Source organism: Rothia sp. P5764 (assembly GCF_048512965.1).
Lineage (GTDB): Bacteria > Actinomycetota > Actinomycetes > Actinomycetales > Micrococcaceae > Rothia.
The window spans coordinates 213,579-229,554 of the sequence record NZ_JBLXXQ010000004.1 but is presented as its reverse complement, the minus strand read 5'-3'; the positions used below and the strand labels follow the sequence as shown (position 1 = coordinate 229,554).

Below are 15,976 nucleotides of genomic sequence, written 5' to 3'. Positions count from 1 at the left end.
TATTATTCCTTAGCGAGAATTTTTCTTTCTTGAATGAGAATCTGGCTCATGTCAGACATATCCTGGTTCAGTTTTTTGGAAGTAATGCCCATATGATCAAAGAGAGACGAAAAACGGTGCCTCCAGTCAAAATTCTCTAACGAATTGAGTATATTAATGCTTGCTTGCTTTCTTGAGAAAGAATCTAAGGCTTCACTAATCTGCTTCATTCCGCGTCTGATATCGTCTGGAGATATATCGACGGTTGCGGTATCCCATAACAGGTCCCTGGACGAAGCAGAATCTGGTTTTTGGCCAACGACAACTGCTCCCCATGCCAGCGCATCGAGCCAGCGCCCCGTAATATAGTCCTTGGTTGGATGGGTGTAATTTCTTGGGCTTACTTTGACTGAAAAAGCCAGGACAGATTTTGTTTGACTGAGCGCATTATTGAGCATCTTGGCTGAAGCATCTGCTGATTTTCCAAATCCGGGGCGCCCCTCAAAGATAAGTCCGTGTTCCTGGGCTACTTGAGCAGTTATAGCATCATTTTTCCATGCAACTGGTTGTCTGCCGACCCGGAGTAAATCGGTTGTCTTATGTTCCACAGATGCCAAACGATCTGAAAGGTTTGACCACACATCCGTACCCCATTGCAAAATGCCGAGGGATTCAACGCCTGCTCTGCGCCAATCTTCTAGATCAGCTGGGTCAGTAACAAAGATTTTCGTATAGGTTTGGTTACTACGCGCGATACGGGGTATTCGCTCAGTCCAAAAACTGTCTATAACCCAGCCAAAGCAAGCAGAATACTGTTTCAAAAAAAGATGATTTTGGGCGATAGCGTTTAGCTGCCCAGGATCGTAAGCAATGACTAGAGCCTGCCGTTTTCCGCTTTTTCTTCGAGGAATCATCCCCAGGAGCCGGGTCGAGAGTGATAAGGATGAACTGGTGTCAAGCAGAATCGGTTGAGTTTCCAGGTAGCCGCATAGCAAATCTGCCATAGATAGTATGGGTGCCCAACCTGGTTCTTTTGGAACTGCCACATAAACATCTACTGGTGAGATCACATCTACCTCCAAATCACTGTATGTTGTGGCCTGCATTTAGTCTTCAAAATGTCACGCTGCCACCACACTAGGCTACAGCCTTAGGGAACATGAGGAGGTAAAAATAAGGAAAACAGCATGCGGGTATTGGGCTAGATCCCCAGAGTGTTAGCCCACCACCAAGCTGTGATTTGCAGGTAGAATCTCTATGGTGGCAAGTGTCTTGCCTAAACAAGAGAGATTGAGCGGAGTGCAATGATAAGTTTTGGGGTTTCCTCGCTACTGAGAAAAGTGGGGGATCGAACAGATCCTGAACCGGATCATGCAGATACAAAAAAAGAGGTTTTGTTCGTCTGTACCGGTAATATAGCCCGTTCCGCCAGTGCCCAATATCTGGCAGCGGCAATGCTAGAGGATGGCTCTACTTGGACTTTTAATAGTGCCGGTACCGGTGCAATGGTCGGGGCAGGGGTTGCCCGCCATATTGATATCGAACTCGCTCAACGTGGTGCTCAGTACGATCAGCACCTTGCCAAACAAATCACGGAACGCCTGGTCAGAGAGTCAGCTCTTGTGCTGGTCATGGAGAAAGAGCACCTGGACTGGATCGTGCATGAATGGCCCCAGTACCGTTCAAAGGTTCACCTGCTATGCCAGATGGCCAGGGTGCAGAAGCAAGCAGGCAAGCGCGTTGACCCGGTAGCTTTCATGATGCAGTATGACGAAGAACCTCTTGCCCAAGACGAGGTTGCTGATCCTTACTTGCGTGGACCAGAGGCCGCCAAGGTAGCTGTCCAGCGAATTCAAGAAGCACTGGATATTGTCGTGCCCTGGCTAGGGAATTAGCAATTTATCAGCTACACGGTAGCTTTCAGAAAGTTCTTATTTAGCACCCTAACTTTATCTTTGCTACTATGGTCTAAGTCTGCTCCTGCTCAACCCAGCATGGGACTGAGCTAGGGTAGCCCTATTCCGCCATGGTGTAATTGGCAACACAGCGGCCTTTGGAGCCGTTATTCAAGGTTCGAGTCCTTGTGGCGGAGCTCAACCACCCCGGTGCCTTCATGGCATATTTTTGGGGTATCACTCACTTGAGGAGTTCCATACAGTGACAGTAGTTACATCAGCCCCATCTGCCGTGATCGTTCTGGCTGCGGGGGCCGGAACCCGTATGAAGTCATCAACTCCCAAGGTTATGCACCCTATCGGTGGTCGCTCCATGGTGGAGCACGCTGTTGCCGTGGCACGGGAACTTGAACCCAAGAACCTTGCCGTTGTTGTACGTCACCAGCGTGACAAGGTGGCTGAGCATGTCACCGCCTTTGATGCGCAGGTCACCATCATCGATCAGGACGAGATTCCCGGAACCGGCCGCGCTGTAGAGGTCGGCCTGCTGGGCCTTGATTCCGAAGTGGGTCAGGTAGAGGGCACAGTTGTTGTCACCTACGGCGATGTTCCCCTGCTGAAGACCGAAAGTCTGCGTAAGCTCATCGCTTTTCACGAAGAAGGCAAAAACGCTGTCACTGTTCTGACGACACACCTTGAGGAGCCCTGCTCCTACGGCCGTATCGTCCGCAATGAATCAGGCGAAGTCACTGCCATCGTTGAAGCTAAAGATGCCACCCCTGAACAGCTTGCCATCACCGAGATTAACTCTGGTATTTACGCTTTCGATGCCACTGTTCTGCGTAACTCGCTAACCCGCGTCACCACCGATAACGCTCAGGGCGAGAAGTACATCACCGATGTCCTATCCATTGCTCGCGAAGACGGCCACCGAACCTCGGCACTCGATATCGAGGACCGCTGGGAGGTAGAAGGTGCTAATGACCGTGTTCAGCTGGCTCAGCTGGGTCGCAAACTCAACGACCGCATTACTCATGGCCACATGGTCGGTGGTGTCACCATTGTTGACCCCGAGAGCACATGGATTGATGTCACCGTAACCATCGAGAACGATGTCACCATTCTTCCCGGCACGCACCTCAAGGGAACCACCCACATCGCTACCGGCTCCGTGATTGGGCCAGACACCACGCTCACCAACGTCAAGGTAGGGGAGAAGGTCACTATCTCACGCACCGAAGGCTGCGACTCAGAAATTGCAGACGGTGCAAGTGTTGGCCCCTTCGCCTACCTGCGCCCCGGCACCAAGCTCGGTGTTAAGGGCAAGATCGGTACTTTCGTGGAAACCAAGAACGCAGAGATTGGTTCCGGATCTAAGCTCCCCCACCTGTCCTATGCTGGCGACGTCACCATTGGTGAGAACTCCAATATTGGAGCCGCTTCAGTGTTCGTTAACTATGACGGTGTGAATAAGTCCCGCTCAACCGTGGGAAGTAACGTTCGCATGGGTTCAGACAACATGTATGTTGCTCCCGTAAATATTGGGGACGGGGCGTATTCTGGTGCTGGAACCGTTATCCGCAAGGACGTACCCGCTGGGGCTCTTGCCATCAACGAAGCTCCCCAACGCAATATCGAGCGCTGGGTCATTGAAAAACGCGCTGGAACAGAGGCTGCTCAAGCCGCCGAGGCGGCTTTGGCGCAGCAGCCGGCACAGCCTGAAAAGGAAAGCGATAAGCAGTAATGACTGAGATTACGAATCCGGGCGAAAAGAAGATGGCCTTGGTCTCCGGGCGTGCCCACCCCGAACTGGCTGAGCAGATTGCTGCTGAGCTAGGAAACGAGGTTCTTCCCTCATCTGCCTACACTTTTGCTAATGGGGAAACCTACGTCCGATTCAACGAATCGGTACGCGGTAAAGATGCTTTCGTGATTCAGTCTCACCCGGCACCCATTAACGATGCCCTCATGGAACAGCTGATTATGATTGACTCGCTCAAGCGAGCATCCGCCCGTTCCATTACTGTTGTTTCTCCTTTCTACCCTTACGCCCGCCAGGACAAAAAGCATAAGGGCCGCGAGCCCATCTCAGCCCGTCTGGTTGCAGATCTTTACAAGACTGCTGGTGCTGACCGTCTGATGAGCGTTGATCTGCACACCGCCCAGATTCAGGGCTTTTTTGACGGTCCTGTGGATCACCTCATGGCTATCCCGCTTCTTGCTGAGCACGTTGCCAGCAAGGTAGACACCTCAAACGTTACTGTTGTTTCCCCCGATACCGGCCGTGTACGTGTCGCTGAGCAGTGGGCAGAGCTCCTGGGCGGTGCACCTCTGGCTTTCGTTCACAAGACCCGCGATATTAACGTGCCCAACCAGGCTGTTTCTAAGACCGTGGTGGGCGATATCAAGGGCCGTACCTGTGTTCTGATTGATGACATGATTGACACCGGTGGCACTATTGCCGGTGCGGTCAAGGTCCTTAAGGACAATGGCGCTAAGGACGTTATTATCGCGGCAACCCACGCGGTTTTCTCTGAGCCTGCTGCTGAAAGGCTAAGCCAGTGCGGTGCTAGCGAGGTTGTTGTCACTAATACCCTGCCACTGCGCCCCGAACAGAAGTTTGAGAACCTGACCGTGCTTTCCATTGCCCCCCTGCTGGCACGCGCTATCAAGGAAGTCTTCGATGAAGGCTCTGTCACTAGCCTCTTTGATGGTCGGTCAAACTAAATAATGCACAGCCTCTTAGCAAATCTGCTAAGAGGCCATATAAATTTTCTACATTAAGATTGAGATATTGGGGAATGATCGCAAAACTAAGGCTCCTATTTCCGGGCAATAAATTTGTAAAGTTGATGGGGTTTGTAGCCCTTCTTTTCCTGGTATCCTTATTTGACCTGGTTGGCGTTGCGGCTATACTTCCGGTTATTGATTTAGTGACGGGTGCTGACCCCAATCGGGGGTATTTATCAATCATTTACAATTTTCTTGGAAAGCCGTCTAAGAACAATTTTATTATAATTGCCTGTATATTTTTGGTATCTGCTTTTATATTCAAGGGAATATTTTCGCTGATAGTAAAATGGAAAAGTTCTGGCTTTATTGCCTATCAGCAGACAGCTACCTCCGCCACGCTCCTTAAAAATTTTGTTTATGGGGATTATGTCGAGAACCGCAAAAAAACATCGGGTGAAGTCATGAGAGATACCAGTGACTCTGTGGGTGCTACTTACTCATATCTGGTTACTGGAACACTCACAATCATTGGTGAGGTATTTTCTATAATTCTCATCATGATGCTACTCGTTGTTGTTATGCCTTTGCCAGCTTTATTTGCTTTCGTTTATTTTGCTCTAACTGGTTTTATTCTGCAAAAATATCTGGCAAAGAAAAATCTGACGGTAGGGAAAAATGCTATAGAGGCAGCGCTTAAGGCTATTTCCTCTACTATCGAATTAACTAACGGTTATCGTGAAGCAAGAATCTTTGGTGTAGCGGATAGATTTGTTTACAGGGTTCAACAAAATACTTTGCGGTCGGTAGATGCTACCCGGGCGCGAAATTTCCTAACTGAAATTCCAAGGTATATCCTCGAGATTATTTTTATAATAGGAATTGCGCTTGTTCTAAGCATAATTATGTTACAGGGTGGTACAGGATCCGCTCCTTATCTTTTGGTGTTCGCGGGGGCTTGTATCCGAATCCTCCCCAGCTACACGCGGATTGTTGCATCCCTGGGATCTGTTAAAAGCGGACAGGCTGCCTTTGACATCGTGGAGAAGCAACTTCGGCAGATTCCTAGTGATTCGATTGAGCTACTTACCGAGCCTGATATAGGTAACTATTCCCGAGTTAACGCGACACAAGTCAGTGTTCAAGTAGACCTAGAGGGCGTTACCTACGCCTACCCAGATGGGACTGAAAACGTACTTGAAGATATTAACTTTTCCGTTCCTGCTGGCACCTCATTAGCTTTGGTTGGTGGATCGGGATCAGGAAAAACTACACTGGTTGATATTATTCTGGGTCTTATTAAGCAAAATCAGGGAACCATCAAAATCAACGGTATTTCCACAGAGGATAATTTAGATAATTTACTTCTCAACGTAGGATACGTTCCACAGAATGTATTCTTTGGATCTTCGACACTTGTTGAGTCTATAGCATTTGGCAAGAATCCAGATGAAATTGATATTCCACGTGTGTACGAATGTATAAAACTTGCAGAGTTAGAGGACGTAGTCAATAATCTTGAAGATGGTATTTACACGGATCTAGGTGACCAGGGGTCACGGCTATCGGGTGGACAGCGCCAGCGAGTAGGTATAGCAAGAGCACTTTACCGCAAGCCCAGCTTTATTATTCTAGATGAGGCGACATCAGCACTCGATAATGAAACAGAGCACAAAATAACTGAAACTATGCACCGTCTTTCTGGGGAGGTTACTTTCATCGTCATTGCTCACAGGTTATCGACCGTTAGAAATGTTGATCAACTTGTTTTCTTGAAAGATGGAAAAATTGCTGTTCAGGGCACTTTTTCAGAAGTGCGCCAAAAGAACCCTGAATTTGCACGCCTTGTCGAGTTAGGACAGCTTCCGGAATGAGAATAGAAAAAGGAAAAATATATATTAAGAAAAATCTTAATTTTATTAGCTCTCTACCAATAATTCCTGCTGGTTTTAGATGGAAGCTATTAAAGATTTTCGGGAGCAAAGGGATAGAAAATTCATATATAGAAAAGCATAATAACTTTACAGGTTTCAACACCTCAATTGGTGAAGGTGCATTCATTAATCAAGGTTCATATTTTGATAGCAGTGAGGCCATCACAATTGGTAAAGAAGTGGGTATCGGTCCTCGATGCACATTGATTACAGGGTCGCATCACCTGGGCCCGTCCCAGGCCCGGATTCAGGGGGGCGGTAATCATGCACCAATATTTATTGGGGATGGCTGTTGGCTAGGAGCAAACGTAACAGTCTTACCTGGGGTAGTCATCGGGAAAGGGTGTGTTATAGCAGCCGGCGCTGTTGTTGTGCGTGATTGTGAGCCCAACGGTTTATACGCGGGTGTTCCAGCCCGCCGAATCAAAGATTTACCGGTAGATTAAAGATATGAATCCAGAAGTATCGATTATCATTCCTGCGCTAAACTCTGCTGCATGGATTTTGGAACAACTAGAATCACTTAATCGTCAGGTTGATGCTCCCATCTTCGAGGTATTAGTGTGTGATAACGGAAGTACGGATGAAACTGTTGACTGTGTGAAGTCATTCCATGCGAGTTTCAGCCTTAAAGTTATCAATGCATCGGGAGTACCAAGCGCTTCGTATGCCCGTAATATCGGTGCGCAGAATGCTTCTGCTGATATTCTCCTTTTTTGTGATTCAGATGATTATGTAAACGATATTTGGGTGAGGGAGCTCTATAACGCTTATCGGCTCTCAGGAGGCGCGTTAGTTTCTGGTGCTATTCACCATAATCGCTTTAACTCACGCCGAGTGCTAGACGCCTATGACATTCCCGATGACCCCAAAACATTGGGATCAGCTGTCATGTCTCGTGACGCACCAGCTTTCGCTGGCTATCTACCAACTGTACCTGGTGGTAACTTTGCTTTCGGAAAAGCCGACTACCTCTCCTTGGGTGGTATGGACTCAAGCTACCCTGGGGGAGCTGAGGAAACAGATTTCTCTTGGAGGGCACAAGAGGCTGGACACTCTGTGGTGGTGGCTCCGCGCGCCGTAATTCATTATCGCCTTAAGAAAACTGGAAGGTCCATATTTAGGCAACAACGTATTCAGCAGAGAGCTAGAATTTTGCTCTGGACTCGGTATAGTGACAGGGGTATGAACGGCCCTAGTACCAGGTATTCAATTAGTGAAATATTGAAATCTATACCGATGCTGGTTAAAGATGATAGCCGATTGGCGGGCATGAGAGTCCTGGGAGGAAATATTGGAGCTCTCGAGGGAATTATAAAGTATAGAGTTCTTGGTAAACTTGGAGTAAATAAAAAACAATGATTATTAATTTAATAACTTCTGGGTACTTTTACCATGGGTAGCCAATATAAAATAGTTGCATCAGTTATTATTCCGGTATATAACGGGATGAAAACTTTACCACTGCAACTTGAATCGCTTTCTCTACAAAAAGGTGCCCCCTACTTTGAGGTTATCATCGCAGATAACGGTTCCACCGATGGGCTTGAAGACTGGATTTCTCATCTGACTTTTGATTCTTTTGCTATACGGTACCTGGATGCTTCTGGGTTCAGGGGAGCGGCTTATGCGAGAAATTATGCCACTGCTCGGGCCCAAAGCCAGCTTTTGTTATTTTGCGATGCGGATGACCTTGTTGACGAGTCATGGGTGGCTTCAGCGATCAGAGCACTTAAGCAGTATCCGGTTGTGACCGGTGCGGTATATACAGTTTTTGAGACTGAATTTAACAAAATCAAGTTCGCCCAAGAGGGTTGGAAGAAGTTTCCTGCATTGAACATAAATACCTACTCCAAGGCAAAGATGGGGTCCTTGGCTCCAGTTCTATTGGGGGGTAATTTTGCTATAAGGAAGGATTACTTCTTGAAAATTGGAGGGTTTGATACACACTTTTCAGCAGGATCTGAAGATAATGATTTATCGTACAGAATTTATAAAGATGGAGTCGAGCTGGTAGTGGCTGATGATCTCAGGATCTTATATAGGATTAGAGATGATTGGAAAAAACTAACTTTTAGGGGCTACACAACCGGTTTCACTTTTTCTCAGTTAGCTGCCAAGCACGATGCTTGGCAGGAAGCAGCTCCTTACCACAAACTCTCTTTAGCTTCGGCACCCAAAACCTTGGTAAAGTTCTTCTTAAATTTTAGGCCGAATGACGTAGAGGGGAATATCTCGCGGTTTTCTAATTTTTTGACGGTTGTTGGGTTACTTGTGGGAAGATTTAAATATAAGACATTAGGTAAAGAGCTTAAATTTAGTGAAGGAGCTGGTCTTTGAGTGGTTGAAATTGGTAAAAACCCAGTTTTACTATCGGTGATTATTCCCTTCTACGGAGATCCTGCCGATTCTATTACTTTGATTGAACAGATTAAGAACCAATCTAACGTTGCTCCTCTTGAAGTTATTGTCTCTGATGATTTTTCGCCCACGCCTTTTCCTCAGGTTGATGGCGTTACCGTTGTACGCCGTGAGACTAACGGCGGATTTGGATCTAACGTAAATTCAGGGGTTGCCCAGGCGAAGGGAGATTGGATACTTATTCTGAACAGCGACCTTACTTTACCTCCCCATTTTCTCGGAGATATGGTCGCAGCTTATCAGCATGAAAATGGAGCCATAATTAGTCCACAGGTTCTTGGGCACGGTAATCAAAGCCAGTGGGTGGGAAGACGGTTTCCAAAGACAGCGCATCATGCCTGGGAGTGGTTTACCCCGGTTGCTCGCTTCCGGGATACCCGCTTCTGGCATATCATGGTTGGTCATGACACCAAATGTCAGACGGGTAAAAGAGCTGAACCTGATTGGTTGATGGGGGCCTGCATGATGCTCAGGAAAGCAGACTTTGAGGCTGTCGGTGGTATGGATGAGCGCTTTTTTATGAACAGCGAAGAAATTGACCTACAACGCCGACTAGCGGATCAAGGAATCAAACGTGTCTTTCGGGGCGATATTGTAGTCCGACACGCTGGAGGAGGTTCTTCTGGCGGGTCAGCTCAGCGACGCCAGTGGGTTCTTAACTCTCGCTTTATTTACAACAAGAAATGGGATGAGGGTCTTCTCTTAGCGCCTATTCTCAAAGCCGTAAGCTACCTGAATTTTGTGTTCAATACGTTTCGTTCGTTATGGAACTCAGCCGTCAAACCCCGCCGGATACTCCAAGAAGAGCTCAAATTTATCAAGAAAGCTGAAGCTCAATAATGCCAACCGAGAAACTGCTCATTGTTAGTCCGGCATTTCATGGGTACTGTCACTCGATTGCTGATGGATTCAGCCAACTTGGTTACGAGGTTACAGTTCACAGATACGATGCTTTTGACACTTTCAAAGATAAGATTCGCAATAAGGCCCTGTACGAGCTTCCCTCAAAAATAGGTTTGCAAGGACAAAAGGCTGCTGAGATTGCAGCGACTACCAAGGCTTTGAGGGTTCTTGACGAAGTAAAGCCTGACAAACTCATTGTTATTAAAGCCGATGGGTTGGGCGATAACTTTTGGCAGAAAGTGGACGAATCACGAATTCCTCACATCTTATGGCTATACGACGATCTTAAAAGGCATCGTTACACTCTTGAATTTCTTAAGAGCCGCCCCACAGTAGTTAGCTATGCACGTTCAGAAGCTGAAGAATTTTCCCTCAATGGAGCTAACGCCCACTTTGTAGCTAACGGCTATGACCCTAAGCTTGCTGACTTCCCCACTGAACGCATCCCCGAAATTGTTTTTGTAGGATCACGCTACGATAACCGCGAAAAAATGATGCTTGCCCTCCAAGAAGCGGGGGTGCCCGTAAGGGTCTACGGTCGAGCCTGGTCACACCACCCCTTTGACCGCTTACGTACTTGGGAAATAAAGCGACCCGAACTTCCAGCAGAGCGAGATATACCTCTTGCTGAAGCCTATAAGGTTCAAGCTGCTGCTGCTGCCTCGCTGAATGTTCATGGGCTACAGGCAGGCTTGTCCATGAGAACTTTTGAGGTACCCGGCATGAACGGCCTGCAGCTCATTGACCGGCCCGATGTTGAAGAATTTTACGAAGTCGGCAAGGAGGTTCTGCTCTACCAGAGCACCGATGAACTAATCGAGATTTGCCAGCGAGTTATTGCAGAGCCCTCTTGGAGTGATTCGATTCGCGAAGCAGGGCTCAAACGTAGCCAAGCTGAACATACTTTTTTCCACCGAGCACAGAAGATGAATCTTTTATGGGCCTAAAGTACCCTTCAGACTTAGAAGCCTGGAATAGATGGCAGGCAAATGCCCATCTGTTACGGAGGGGTAAAAGCACTGTCAAAAATTTTGCGTCTTCACTACCTTCCACGGGCAAAGGTAAGCCCCTAAATGAGCTTGTAACTGGCTACCTACATACCACCGGTGAAACTGCAAAGATACTAATCGCGCTGGACTCCACCTCACCTACTTCGCTGAACTCTCTGGTCACCCCCACCAAATTTTTGGGGCAAACCCCCTATGCGGTGTGGGCCCCCAACGACCTTACAGCCTATCTTCCAGACCAGAGCTGGACGGTGCAATTGGTGCAAGAAGACAAGCTGGATACTGTTTTACCTGAGGTCCAAGAGATAGTGGCGCTTGGTCACTATATGGCATGGGGCTCCGCCGCCTACCGATTCTCGCAAAGGACCGAAGCTCAGTTCGTTACTATTCAACACGGGTTGCAGACCCCGTATGCGCCGCCTCTGGCTTTCGGTACTCACCTCTTGGCCTTCAGCCAGGCTGATGCTGACTTCTGGATTTCCGGTCGTACCGATGTGACGGCTCAGGTCGTGGGTTCTCAGCTTTTCTGGGAGGCCTCTCAGCAACCTGCGGTTGATCCTGCCGAGATTCTCTCCACTCCGTTGTTCCTTGGGCAAATGCACGGGGCCGAGCTGCCCCGTGCTTCCTTCGCTTACTCCACCCTCAAATTCACCAGGGAGAACAAGGCAATCTACAGACCTCACCCGAGTGAGAAAGATAAACTTTCTCTCCTCACACACGGTTTGATGGATAGACTGGGCATTGAAGTTGATCGCTCACAGCGGCCTCTGAACCAGGTTAATAATCCGATTGTTTCCATCTTCTCAACGGGGGTCCTAGAAGCCGCTATTCGCGGGGTTCCATCTTGGGTCTACCACCCGCATCCGCCGCAGTGGTTGCAGGATTTCTGGGAGCGCTACGGCATGAGCCCCTGGGGGAGCGAACCGACCCCGGCACCTCAGCTTCCGAGCCGTGAACCGGCGGAAACCATCGCACATATCCTCACTCAATCATTGGAGAACTAGACAGCATGCGTATTCTTTGCGTGATACCCGTTCGCGGCGGGTCTAAGGGAATCCCGCGCAAGAACCTCAAGCCTATCGCTGGGAAACCGCTGGTTGCCTGGACCATTGAGCAGGCTCTTGAGGCGCAGAAAGCTCTGGCAGGTGAACATACAGTAGACGTTGTGGTGTCCACCGACGACGCCGAACTGGCCGATACTGCCCGTGAATACGGGGCAGAGGTGCCCTTTATCCGCCCGGCCCACCTGGCTAAGGACACCACCGCAACCGAACCGGTGATTGAGCACGCGATTGACTTCTACACGCAGGACGGCAGACGGCCGGATGCGGTTATGCTCTTGCAGGCCACCAGCCCCGTCCGCCTACCCGGCACCCTGGAACGGGCTGTCCGCCAGTTTGCAGACTCAGACTCGGACTCCATGGTGGGGGTCATCCCCATCGGCCCCTTCATCTGGGCGGCAACAGAGCCTCCGACAGCACAGTACGAAGTCATGAATCGGCCTCGCAGGCAGGAACTTACCCGTGAGACCTTCCGCTACCGCGAAAACGGGTCCATGTACATCACCAGCACAGAGCTCTATGAAAGCCTCCATAACCGTCTGGGCGGAAAGATTGAGCTCTTCATTCTCGATGAGGTAGAAGGCGTAGACATCGATGCCATGATTGACTTCTCCCTCGCTGAACACCAGCTTCTTACCACCCTCGCACCCTCGCACAAGAAAAAAGGCTAATCCCCCATGATTATCGAACGTAACATCACCCCCTACATCGTTTTCTCAGAGGACCCGGTTCTAACCGCCCTCCACAAAATCTCCGCTAACGGCCAGCGCATCATTTTCCTGGTCAATGAATCCGGCGTTCTCAAAGGCTCGCTATCCGACGGCGACTTCCGGCGCTGGCTGATTGCCAACCCCACCGCCTCGCTGGAAACCAGCGCCCTTGACGTCGCTCACCTGGGTGTCAAGACCGCACCGGTTGGTTCTGAGCCCGCTGAACTTCAGAAGGAGTTTGCCAAGGGGATTAGCCACCTTCCCCTGGTCGATGAGCGCGGCCACCTGGTCGCTATCGCCATGGATGAGCAGAACGTCCTGCGTATTGGCCGCACCGAGATCTCCGAGGACTCACCAGCCTTCATCATTGCTGAAATCGGCAACAACCACCAGGGCAACGTTGACCTGGCTAAGCGCCTGGTAGACCTGGCTGTTGATACCGGTGCCGATGCTGTTAAATTCCAGCTTCGTGACATGGACGCTCTCTACCGCCAGAAGGGCTCCAAGTCAGCAGGCGAGGACCTGGGTGTTCAGTACACCCTCGATTTGCTCTCTCGTTTCTCCTTCACCGTAGATCAGATGTATGAGGTCTTTGACCATGTCAAACAGCACGACATGGACATCATGTGCACCCCCTGGGATGCCCCCTCCGTTCAGGCTCTGGTGGATTACGGTGTACAGGGCCTCAAGGTTGCCTCAGCAGACCTAACCAACCATGACCTGCTCCGTGACATGGCCTCACGGGGCCTGCCCATGCTTATCTCAACCGGCATGAGCCGCGAAGAAGAGATCCGTGAATCGGTCAAACTGCTCCGTTCACTCGGTGCCTCTTATGGGCTACTCCAATGCCAGTCCACCTACCCTGCGCCCTTCAAGGATGTCAACCTGGCCTATATGGACCGCCTGGCAGAAATCGGTCAGTGCTTGGTTGGCTACTCCGGCCACGAACGCGGCTATCATGTACCCATCGCTGCTGTTGCCCGCGGTGCCAAGATTATTGAGAAGCACTTCACCATTGACAAGACCCTTGAGGGCAACGACCATACCGTCTCCCTGCTGCCCGAAGAGTTCAAGGCTATGGTCCAGCAGATTCGTGAGGTTGAGGAGTCCATCGGTACCGCCGCACCCCGCCAAGTATCCACTGGTGAGCTTATGAACCGTGTGAACCTGGCTAAGTCACTGGTGGCTACCCGCACTATCGCCAAGGGCGAGGTCGTCACCGAAGCCGACGTTGAGGTCAAGTCACCTGGCCGTGGACTGCAGCCCAACTACCTGCCCCAGCTCCTGGGACGCACCATGCAGCGCGAGGTTGAGGCCGGCTCCTTCTTCTTCGAGGGTGATCTCAAAGACGACCTGGTGACCCGCCGCGACTTCAAATTCGACCGCCCCTGGGGCCTACCCGTTCGCTACCACGACTACAAGCCGCTGATTTCAGAAGCCAAGCCTGACTTCCTTGAATTCCACTTCAGCTACAAGGACCTGGAAGTCAACATTGACGATGTCTTTGACCGCAAGTTAGACATGTCATTCACCACCCACCTGCCCGACCTCTTCGCCGGGGACTTCCTGGTAGACCTAGCCTCACGCGACCAGGAAATCTGGGAACGCTCCATCGCCGAGGTCCAGCGCACCATCGACATCACCCGCGACTTGACCCGCTACTTCACCCTAGATGATGACCCGGTCATGGTTGTCACCATGGGCGGTTTCACCAAGGACGGCCACATTGCCCCGGCCGCCCGTGCCGATAAATACGAGCGTATCGGCCAGGCCCTGGCTAAGCTGGACACCTCCGGCGTGCGAATTGCTGCTCAGACCCTGCCCCCTTACCCCTGGCTCATGGGTGGCCAGCAGTACCACAACCTCTTCCTTGACCCCAAGGACACCGCAGAGTTCTCCGATACCTACAACACCGCCCTCTGCCTGGATATCTCCCACACCATGCTGGCGGCTAACTTCCTCAAGATGCCGCTGTCAGAAGCCGTGGACCTGCTGGCCCCCCGCTCTATCCACCTGCACCTAGTTGACGGTGTGGGCGTGGACGGCGAAGGCGTCCAGGTGGGCGAAGGCGACGTGGACTGGGCCGCGCTGGGCAAGCAGCTGCGCGAACTTACCCCCAACTCATCCTTTATCCCCGAAATCTGGCAGGGCCACGTCAACAACGGTGAGGGCTTCTTCACTGCCCTGGATAGGCTGGAAAAGTGGCTGTAAACAGCGACCTACCGGTGGCGCTTCACTGCGTTCCGGTCCCCGATTTTGGTGGTGTAGCCCGGCACATCAGCGACCTCGCTGAGGTCGGGCTACCCGGCTACCGCCTGGTGGTTCTCTGCCCGCCAGGGGAGCTTTCAGCTCGGCTCAAAGAACTCGGGGCTGAAGTACGCGAAGCTGATTTTGGGCCAGCTGCAGGATTCTCAACTTCCCGGGCAACCCTCAACACCGTCATTGACGAACTCAAACCAGCAATCGTGCACAGCCACCTGGCTTATGCGGATGTGGTAGCCGCTGCGACCGTGAACCTACGCAAGGTCAACAAGATACTGCGCAGGGGCACCCATATACCTCGGGTTTTTACAACCGAACACGGTATTGCCGGGGACGATGCGGTCTACCACGGTACTTCTTGGCGCTCGCGGGTGATGGAGCAGGTGCACCGCGTGCGTTTGTGGGGGACAGATGGCTTGCTGGCTGTTTCTCAGTCCACCGCTGACCAGATGAAAGGTAAGTGGGGTGCTCGTGGGGTTGCGGTGGTTTATAACGGCCTTGATACAGCTCGGGTCGCCTCAGCCGTTGAAAGCTGCCGTGTTCAGCCTGCCCCCGGTGCTTTGCGTGTGCTATCGCTTTCTCGGCTAGCTCCTGAGAAGGGGTTGGACGTACTGGTGGAGGCTTTTGCCGCTGTTCGTCAGGAAATTCCGGGGGCTACCTTGGAGATTGCCGGTAGCGGCGAACTGAAAGAAGATCTACAGAGACAGGTTGCAGAACTTGGGCTTTTGGAATCCGTGAGCTTTACCGGCTTTGTGGACCCCATCGAAGCTATGGGCCGCTCAGACCTGCTGGTTCAGCTCTCGGTCTGGGAGAACTGTTCTTATACCCTGCTCGATGCCAAAGCAGCCGGGCTAGCTCTTGTAGCAACAGCGGTTGGGGGCAACCCCGAGATCTTGGACGGCAAGGAGCTTGTGCCCTCGCTCAACCAGATGAACCGCCAGGCCGCCGCAAGCACGGTTGCCCGGTGTCTGCTAGAGCAGGCTGTAACCGCGCATACTCCACAGACATTTAGCTGGGCTAGCCGAGAAGAGATGGCATATCAGCTAGTAGCACAATATCAGAGGGGCAGATAGG

At 50.9% G+C, this 15,976-nt stretch carries 14 protein-coding genes and 1 tRNA gene; 14 read left to right on the top strand and 1 reads right to left on the bottom strand.

The annotated features are described in order from the left end of the window. Positions 1-2: 2 nt before the first annotated feature. Positions 3-1,085: a glycosyltransferase family 1 protein gene (locus ACN08Y_RS07735; protein ID WP_419112301.1), complete on the bottom strand. Its 1,083-nt coding sequence runs from the start codon at positions 1,083-1,085 to the stop codon at positions 3-5. A gap of 288 nt (positions 1,086-1,373) precedes the next feature. Here ACN08Y_RS07735 and ACN08Y_RS07730 point away from each other — a divergent pair, with 288 nt between their 5' ends. The 14 genes from ACN08Y_RS07730 (at position 1,374) to ACN08Y_RS07665 (ending at position 15,975) form a co-directional block, all read left to right on the top strand. Beyond that, positions 1,374-1,874, top strand: coding sequence for a hypothetical protein (locus ACN08Y_RS07730; RefSeq protein ID WP_419112300.1), 501 nt, complete (start codon positions 1,374-1,376; stop codon positions 1,872-1,874). 125 nt (positions 1,875-1,999) lie between these two features. Then, positions 2,000-2,071, top strand: a tRNA-Gln gene (locus tag ACN08Y_RS07725). A gap of 65 nt (positions 2,072-2,136) precedes the next feature. Then, a complete protein-coding gene (gene glmU, locus ACN08Y_RS07720; RefSeq protein ID WP_419112299.1) occupies positions 2,137-3,618 on the top strand; it encodes a bifunctional UDP-N-acetylglucosamine diphosphorylase/glucosamine-1-phosphate N-acetyltransferase GlmU in 1,482 nt (493 codons plus the stop codon). After that, entirely contained in the window at positions 3,618-4,601 is a 984-nt protein-coding gene (locus tag ACN08Y_RS07715; protein ID WP_419099871.1) for a ribose-phosphate diphosphokinase, read from the top strand. The genes glmU and ACN08Y_RS07715 overlap by 1 nt, the downstream gene beginning before the upstream one ends. Before the next feature lie 74 nt (positions 4,602-4,675). Beyond that, positions 4,676-6,478 carry an ABC transporter ATP-binding protein gene (locus tag ACN08Y_RS07710; protein WP_419112298.1) on the top strand — a complete coding sequence of 601 codons (1,803 nt, stop codon included), beginning with the start codon at positions 4,676-4,678 and terminating at the stop codon, positions 6,476-6,478. Then, positions 6,475-6,984 (top strand): acyltransferase, encoded by a 510-nt coding sequence (locus ACN08Y_RS07705; RefSeq protein ID WP_419112297.1) that lies wholly within the window; start codon positions 6,475-6,477, stop codon positions 6,982-6,984. Before ACN08Y_RS07710 ends, ACN08Y_RS07705 begins: the two co-directional genes overlap by 4 nt. A 4-nt stretch (positions 6,985-6,988) precedes the next feature. Continuing rightward, positions 6,989-7,900 (top strand): glycosyltransferase family 2 protein, encoded by a 912-nt coding sequence (locus tag ACN08Y_RS07700; RefSeq protein ID WP_419112296.1) that lies wholly within the window; start codon positions 6,989-6,991, stop codon positions 7,898-7,900. A 33-nt stretch (positions 7,901-7,933) separates the two neighbouring features. Then, positions 7,934-8,878 (top strand): glycosyltransferase family 2 protein, encoded by a 945-nt coding sequence (locus ACN08Y_RS07695; protein ID WP_419112295.1) that lies wholly within the window; start codon positions 7,934-7,936, stop codon positions 8,876-8,878. After that, positions 8,879-9,799, top strand: a complete 921-nt coding sequence (locus ACN08Y_RS07690; RefSeq protein ID WP_419112294.1) for a glycosyltransferase family 2 protein — start codon at positions 8,879-8,881, stop codon at positions 9,797-9,799. It begins immediately after the preceding gene. Next, positions 9,799-10,809 (top strand): CgeB family protein, encoded by a 1,011-nt coding sequence (locus ACN08Y_RS07685; RefSeq protein ID WP_419112293.1) that lies wholly within the window; start codon positions 9,799-9,801, stop codon positions 10,807-10,809. Before ACN08Y_RS07690 ends, ACN08Y_RS07685 begins: the two co-directional genes overlap by 1 nt. Next, the gene (locus tag ACN08Y_RS07680) at positions 10,800-11,873 is read left to right on the top strand and encodes an RNA-binding protein (RefSeq protein WP_419112292.1); all 1,074 of its coding nucleotides are present in this window, start codon (positions 10,800-10,802) and stop codon (positions 11,871-11,873) included. The genes ACN08Y_RS07685 and ACN08Y_RS07680 overlap by 10 nt, the downstream gene beginning before the upstream one ends. A gap of 5 nt (positions 11,874-11,878) precedes the next feature. Beyond that, on the top strand, positions 11,879-12,601 hold the full coding sequence (locus tag ACN08Y_RS07675; protein WP_419112291.1) for a cytidylyltransferase domain-containing protein: 723 nt from the start codon (positions 11,879-11,881) through the stop codon (positions 12,599-12,601). Positions 12,602-12,607: 6 nt separating this feature from the next. Then, on the top strand, positions 12,608-14,851 hold the full coding sequence (locus ACN08Y_RS07670) for an N-acetylneuraminate synthase family protein (protein WP_419112290.1): 2,244 nt from the start codon (positions 12,608-12,610) through the stop codon (positions 14,849-14,851). After that, positions 14,842-15,975, top strand: a complete 1,134-nt coding sequence (locus ACN08Y_RS07665; RefSeq protein ID WP_419112289.1) for a glycosyltransferase family 4 protein — start codon at positions 14,842-14,844, stop codon at positions 15,973-15,975. The genes ACN08Y_RS07670 and ACN08Y_RS07665 overlap by 10 nt, the downstream gene beginning before the upstream one ends. Position 15,976: the final 1 nt, after the last annotated feature.

Bases quoted from the DNA above. Each gene is read 5' to 3' on its own strand.
- ACN08Y_RS07700 (WP_419112296.1), top strand. From the start codon at position 6,989: ATGAATCCAGAAGTATCGATTATCATTCCTGCGCTAAACTCTGCTGCA.
- ACN08Y_RS07705 (WP_419112297.1), top strand. From the start codon at position 6,475: ATGAGAATAGAAAAAGGAAAAATATATATTAAGAAAAATCTTAATTTT.
- ACN08Y_RS07715 (WP_419099871.1), top strand. From the start codon at position 3,618: ATGACTGAGATTACGAATCCGGGCGAAAAGAAGATGGCCTTGGTCTCC.
- ACN08Y_RS07680 (WP_419112292.1), top strand. From the start codon at position 10,800: ATGGGCCTAAAGTACCCTTCAGACTTAGAAGCCTGGAATAGATGGCAG.
- ACN08Y_RS07685 (WP_419112293.1), top strand. From the start codon at position 9,799: ATGCCAACCGAGAAACTGCTCATTGTTAGTCCGGCATTTCATGGGTAC.
- ACN08Y_RS07735 (WP_419112301.1), bottom strand. From the start codon at position 1,085: ATGCAGGCCACAACATACAGTGATTTGGAGGTAGATGTGATCTCACCA.
- ACN08Y_RS07675 (WP_419112291.1), top strand. From the start codon at position 11,879: ATGCGTATTCTTTGCGTGATACCCGTTCGCGGCGGGTCTAAGGGAATC.
- ACN08Y_RS07670 (WP_419112290.1), top strand. From the start codon at position 12,608: ATGATTATCGAACGTAACATCACCCCCTACATCGTTTTCTCAGAGGAC.
- ACN08Y_RS07710 (WP_419112298.1), top strand. From the start codon at position 4,676: ATGATCGCAAAACTAAGGCTCCTATTTCCGGGCAATAAATTTGTAAAG.
- ACN08Y_RS07695 (WP_419112295.1), top strand. From the start codon at position 7,934: ATGGGTAGCCAATATAAAATAGTTGCATCAGTTATTATTCCGGTATAT.